At 60.4% G+C, this 5,413-nt stretch carries 3 protein-coding genes; all 3 read right to left on the bottom strand.

The window, feature by feature from the left end; genetic code table 11:
• Positions 1 to 55: 55 nt before the first annotated feature.
• The 3 genes from ACMLHG_RS13125 to ACMLHG_RS13115 are packed head-to-tail and all read right to left on the bottom strand — an operon-like array spanning position 56 to position 5,382.
• The gene (locus ACMLHG_RS13125; protein WP_417170778.1) at positions 56 to 3,541 is read right to left on the bottom strand and encodes a glycosyl hydrolase; all 3,486 of its coding nucleotides are present in this window, start codon (positions 3,539 to 3,541) and stop codon (positions 56 to 58) included.
• Between the two features lie 53 nt (positions 3,542 to 3,594).
• Positions 3,595 to 4,338, bottom strand: coding sequence for a prepilin-type N-terminal cleavage/methylation domain-containing protein (locus ACMLHG_RS13120; protein WP_417170777.1), 744 nt, complete (start codon positions 4,336 to 4,338; stop codon positions 3,595 to 3,597).
• A gap of 42 nt (positions 4,339 to 4,380) precedes the next feature.
• Positions 4,381 to 5,382 carry a LacI family DNA-binding transcriptional regulator gene (locus tag ACMLHG_RS13115; RefSeq protein ID WP_417170776.1) on the bottom strand — a complete coding sequence of 334 codons (1,002 nt, stop codon included), beginning with the start codon at positions 5,380 to 5,382 and terminating at the stop codon, positions 4,381 to 4,383.
• Between the last annotated feature and the right edge of the window lie 31 nt (positions 5,383 to 5,413).

Here is a 5,413-nt window from a genome sequence, read left to right as displayed (position 1 = left end):
GTCGTTGCAAAACGTCCCGGCCGGGGATGCCGGCCGGGACGGTGATTCCCCGGTTTTATTTCAGGCGGAGAAGCTGGAAGAGTACATCGTTCTTCTCCGGGGAGATGCCGAATCCCCAGGTCAGGAATCCCGCTCTGCCGGAACCGGGATTGCTGTTGACGAGCATGGAGGAGCCGAGGATGGAACCCGGTTTCAGGGTGAGTCCGAGCTCTTTCCCATTGAGCCGGATTATGTAGAGGAACCATCCTTTCTCCAGCGGGCGGAACTCCAGTTTCGATTTCTGGAGCACCCCCCGGGGGGTGCCGATGTGGGCGTAGAGCAGGTCCCCCTCCCGGCTCCTGGCGGCGGCGATTTCGTGGAACCGTTTCCCCGGAACCGGATTTTTATCCGCCCCCCTCTGCTGGATGGTCAACTGTACGGAGTCCCCCTGCCACGACTCGAACGCACTGTAGGGATTCACATGGCGGGCGTCTTTGACGAGAACCAGAAAGACGAGCTCCTCCGGCGTGTAGAACGCCCGGAATCCCGCCTCGATGTCGGGCGTGGTCTTGTCCCCCTCCCAGGGGGTCCAGTTGGCCGGGCCGCTGAAGTCGATCCAGTTGCCGGAGGCTTTCAGCCCGGAGAGCGACGAGGGGATGGGCCGCTCCGCCGGCTCCGCGTGAATCTCCACCTCACGGCGGAGGAACGGGGCCAGCGAGAAGGCGATCGGTGTTGCATTGCCGCCTGCGTCCGTCAGACGGACCGTTTGAAACGTGCTCTGCGTACCTGCATCGAGGGCGATTCGGAAACGCACCTCCGTCCGGCCGCCGGCCGGAATGGTGACCGCCTCCGGAGGCCGGAGCAGGGAGGCGCCGGCCGGTAGTTCGACTTCAGGATGGAATTTCAGCGCGGTGGAACCGAAATTGTTGACCAGCACCTTCAACTCCAGCTCATCTGGATTCGGCAGGAAAAACCCCCGGTTGCTGATGATGAAGTTTGAGAGGTCGGTCGTCGACTGGAGAACCAGCGGTCTGGCCGCTCTGGCTCGGGGCCGGTACGATTTCGCCAGCCGGTAGAGCTTCATCGCCCGCGTCTCCGGATGGATCAGACCGGGATTCTCCTGTTGCGTGAAATAGAGATAGGTGATGCCGTCCGCGTTGGAAACGCGGCCGTTCGCAATGGGCAGCGGCCGGCCGTCGATCCCCGTCGCCCGGAGCGGCTTGAGGGTGCGCGGAAGGGTGACGTACTGTTTGCGCTGCTCCTTCTGGCCGTTGTAGAGGACGGCGACCAGATCGTTTTCTCCGGCGAAGACGCGGGCGCGGAAGGCGTTGGTTCCCTGCAGGTCGCCGATGTAGCGGCGATGGGAGAGTACGCGGACCAGATGGGTGTATGCCGCCATGCCGCGCATGGGGGTGCGGTTGAAATCCATCAGTCCGAAATTGTTGGCATTCTCCTTGCGGAACTTGTATTCGAAGGCGAAGTGGCGCTCGATCCCCAGCGCACGGAATTCCGCCGCTTTCCCGGCAATTTCCGCTGCGGAGAATTGGTCCGGGGCCGTCGTGCCGCGGGAGACGCCTGCGTAGGGACGCGGTTTGCCGCACTCGGTGATCCAGTAGGGAAGGCCGAGGTTCGGAGAGCCGCTCAATTGCTCGGTTTTCCGCATATCCTCAATGAGCGGCTCCAGTTCCGCCACATTGCCGTAGGTGTGAAAACTGATGAAGTCGGCGTCCGCCAGAAGGCCGTTGTCGATGTAGGTCCTGTAGAAATTGGTTCCCGGACGGGGCGAGGCGAACACGCCGCCGCCGATTGTTGTCCTGCAGCCGGCGGCGGAAAAGACGCGGGAAACCGCCTTGGTGAATGCGGTGACATATTCCGCAGGCAGCGAGTTCCCGAACCCGATGTCCGGCTCGTTCCAGACTTCGAGGGCGTCCTGTTTCCAGTGGGAGGCGATGGCGAGCCAGCTGTTTCCCGCCGCGAGGAGATCGTGGGGGAACGGATTGTTTTTCGAGGGGCGGCTGCGATCGACCTTTTCCGCTCCGGTCCATGCCGGGGCGTCGTGAAACGTGTCGAGCATATGGATTTTCTCCTCTTGGGCGATTCTGCGGTAGAGCCCGAAACGTCTGCCGAAGTCGAATGCTCCCCGGGTGCGCTCGATCAAACTCCAGTCCAGCCGGTCCCGGTTCCAGAAGATTCCATTGTTTCTGAGAATTTTCAGGTAGGCGCGAATCCCTGTTTCGTCGCCCGGCGGGTCGCCCCAGCTGAAGGAGCCGTCCATGCCGAAGTAGGGGTCCGGCTGCCGGGGCGGCGGATCGTCCGTCATCATGCCGAAATGGATTCCGAGGCGGGGAAATTCATATTCGTGAAAGCCGCGTTCGCCGGAGGGTATCAGCAGAATCCGCCCGTTTTTGGCGTCGTAGTCGGCATATCCGGTGGCGACCTCCGCGCCGCGGTAGTCGCGACAGCTGTAGCGGAGTGACTCCTTCCGGTGAATTTCCTTCGGCAGAATGGCGCGGATTTCCACCGGAGAAACATCGCCCGGCTGCCGGAAGAGGTCGAGCGGATCGGCGATGTTCCAGAGCGGGAGAAACGCTTCCGGGTCATCGCTCTCCAGTTCCACTGCGGAAAAGGCGGTTTCTCCTCTCTTCGCCGGGCCGAAAAAACGGCCGCAGACAATCAGCTCCACCGCGGCGAGCGGCGGATGGAACTTCCCGTCGTTCCGGCCGCCCCAGTGCTGGCGGGAGGCGGCGACATCCAGTGTGATCGCCTGTTCGGAGCCCGGGGCGCCGGGACAGATGCGCTCATGGTTGTGGTATTGGCCGGTCGCATCGATGAACCGGACGGCGTATCGGGTGTTCGCTCCGCGCATCTTGAAGTGAAGCCGTCTGATCCGCAGTTTTTTCTTCAGCGCGTAAGAGATCCCCGCATAATCGCCGCCTGCGCTTGCGTCGGTTTTCAGCGTCAGAGTGGAGCCGTCCGACGTGATCGAGGCGCGTGTGCCCGGTCGGAACTCCGGGCCGTTGTTGAGGCGCCAGGAGGCGGCGTCCATGGGCAGGGGCAGACGGAGGCTCCCTTCTCCGGCTTCCAGGCAGAGGACATTGCGAAATGCAATCGATCCCTTTTCCCCGGGAAGTCCGGCGGCATTCACGGCGAGAGAAAGGCCCTTGATTTTCGCCCCGGGGGATGGCTCCGTCCCGCCGGGAACCGGGACTTTGACACATTGCCACACCTCCGGATCCCCGGAAAGGGCGAGCGTGTGCTGACGGTTTTTTCCATCGGTGTCGCGGAAGCCGACCGTCATTTCCGGCACGCCTGATTTCACCTGAAACTGGAGCTCCCGCAACCGGAGCGGCCGGTTCAGTTCATAACGTGCGGCGACATATTTCCCGCCGTTTCGAAAATCTGCGGAGAGCTGGAGCGAATCCGGGAGTGTCCGGAGTTGGCCGGATGCGCCGGGGAATTCCGGACCGCTGCTGAAGTTCCAGCCGCTCAGCGGCAGAGTTCCCGCCGCGAGAAGAGGGGCCAGCACCCCCTGAAAGATCAGTGTTGAAAACTTGAAATGCATCGTGTAAATTTCGTTTGAAAAAGGACTGAATTGCTGTACTGTTCCATGAATTCCTAGTTCAGACCGACCATGATTCCATGTTCGCTGATGCCGAAAATCTGGTAATTCGGGGTGAAATTGTCCTGAATGATTTCGACATATTCCTTTTTGCCGGTCGAGGCGACATGGCCGTCGGCAAACGCGATATTGCACTGGGCGTTGTGCCGGAAGGTGGCCAGGGCGTCCGTGCCCCAGCTGGTGTACATGAAAGCGTAGGATTGTTGACGCAGGTGGGGATACTGGCTGTCGGCAAACAGGGGATACCGCGACGCTTTCTTCACATTCTGCGGGCGATATGCGATATAGGAGCCTTTGTACTGCAGTACGCCGGGAAGGGCGTTGACGTGCCATTCCCGGGGATTGAACAGGCCGTAGGTCGCCCATTTGAGGTTGCCGAATGTGCCGTCCCAGCCCTCTTTCGGCGGTATGGAGGGGCAGTACATCTGTGCGATTCCTTTGGTCTGATCGTCATCGAAACCGTACACGAAGTCAGCCCAGCAGTAGATTTCGTCCCAGCTGGCCCACTGGATGAGGTAGCCGTTGTAGGAATCCATGTAGTTGTAGGCGGCGAGGCTGTTCTGTTTCAGGTTGTTCTGACAGGAGGCACCCCTCGCTCTCTCCCGCGCCTGGTTCAGAGCGGGCAGCAGGAGCCCCGCCAGAATGGCAATGATTGCAATAACAATCAGAAGTTCAATAAGAGTGAATGAGGATTTCTTCGGGGAACTTTTGCGGGTGGTGGCGGTTTTGGGGTGTTTCATGTTGCATTTCCTTGTGTTAAGGTTATGGTTGAAGCGGGGGAATTACAGTTGTTCCTGAGAGAGCAGCAACCGGGGGGATTGCAGCATGAGAATGCCGGGGTACTCCGGTTTGCCAAGCCGCCCGATCAGCAGATTTACAGCGCGTTCCGCCATGGCGGGCAAATTGAGATCGATCATGGCCGGACGTGGGAAAAATCCATTCAGAAGCAACGATTTGTCACAAACAAGAACGCTGTGCGGCGAATATTTCCGCAACAGGCCGAGACTCTCCAGCGCACAGCAGAGTTTGACGCCGCAGAGAGCGTTGAATCCGAAAAATCCGATCCGGTCATCGCCGGAAGAGATCAGCTCCTTCATGCGGCCGGAGAAATCCGGCTCTTCCCGGTCGAAGGGCATGGGGGCCGCCTGAATGCCGAGTTCGTTCATCCGTTCCAGGAAGCAGGCGATGCGGGGGTGCCGGGGAATCTGGACCATGTTCCGCTGCCAGATGATGACCGCCCGCTTCACACCGGCACGGCAGAGATACTCGACGGCGAGCGATACGATTTCATCGTCGTTGGTCGTGATTCGATCGAGTGCCGGACCCCGCGCTTCCCAGCCGAAAACCTGGACCCCGGGATAGTTCTCCGGCAGCTGAATCCCCTTGAGATCATTGCAGAAGACAATTCCCTTGAACTCTTTCAGCAGCTCGGGGTTTTCCCGCAACCGGCTCTGGTTGATGTACTGATGCTCGAGGCCGTACCGGCTCAGATTCTGCGATACGACCGGCATGATGCCGTCCCGGACCGGATCCTCTTCGCCGTGATCGTCGAGCAGCAGCATCACCGGTCCGAGGCCGGACTTTTCCTTGACACGGTTCGACTTGGTCCGGCGGGTGTAGGCGCGGGGCGAGAACTCCAGCTCCGCCGCTGTCCGCTGAATCTTCTCCCGCACCTCCGCCGACAGCAGGGGCGAGTTCCGCAACGCCAGCGACACGGTTGCGGCGGTGACGTTCATCTGTCTGGCCAGATCGGTTAAGTTTCGCGGTTTTCTGGGAGTGGTCATTCTTCGGTTCCGGTATTTCGTATTTTTTCTT

This window comes from Victivallis sp. (assembly GCF_048170485.1).
Lineage (GTDB): Bacteria > Verrucomicrobiota > Lentisphaeria > Victivallales > Victivallaceae > Victivallis.
This window is presented reverse-complemented; position numbering and strand designations above follow the sequence as displayed.

Excerpts from the sequence above, each read along its gene's own strand:
- ACMLHG_RS13125 (WP_417170778.1), bottom strand. The coding sequence starts at position 3,541 with ATGCATTTCAAGTTTTCAACACTGATCTTTCAGGGGGTGCTGGCCCCT.
- ACMLHG_RS13120 (WP_417170777.1), bottom strand. The coding sequence starts at position 4,338 with ATGAAACACCCCAAAACCGCCACCACCCGCAAAAGTTCCCCGAAGAAA.
- ACMLHG_RS13115 (WP_417170776.1), bottom strand. The coding sequence starts at position 5,382 with ATGACCACTCCCAGAAAACCGCGAAACTTAACCGATCTGGCCAGACAG.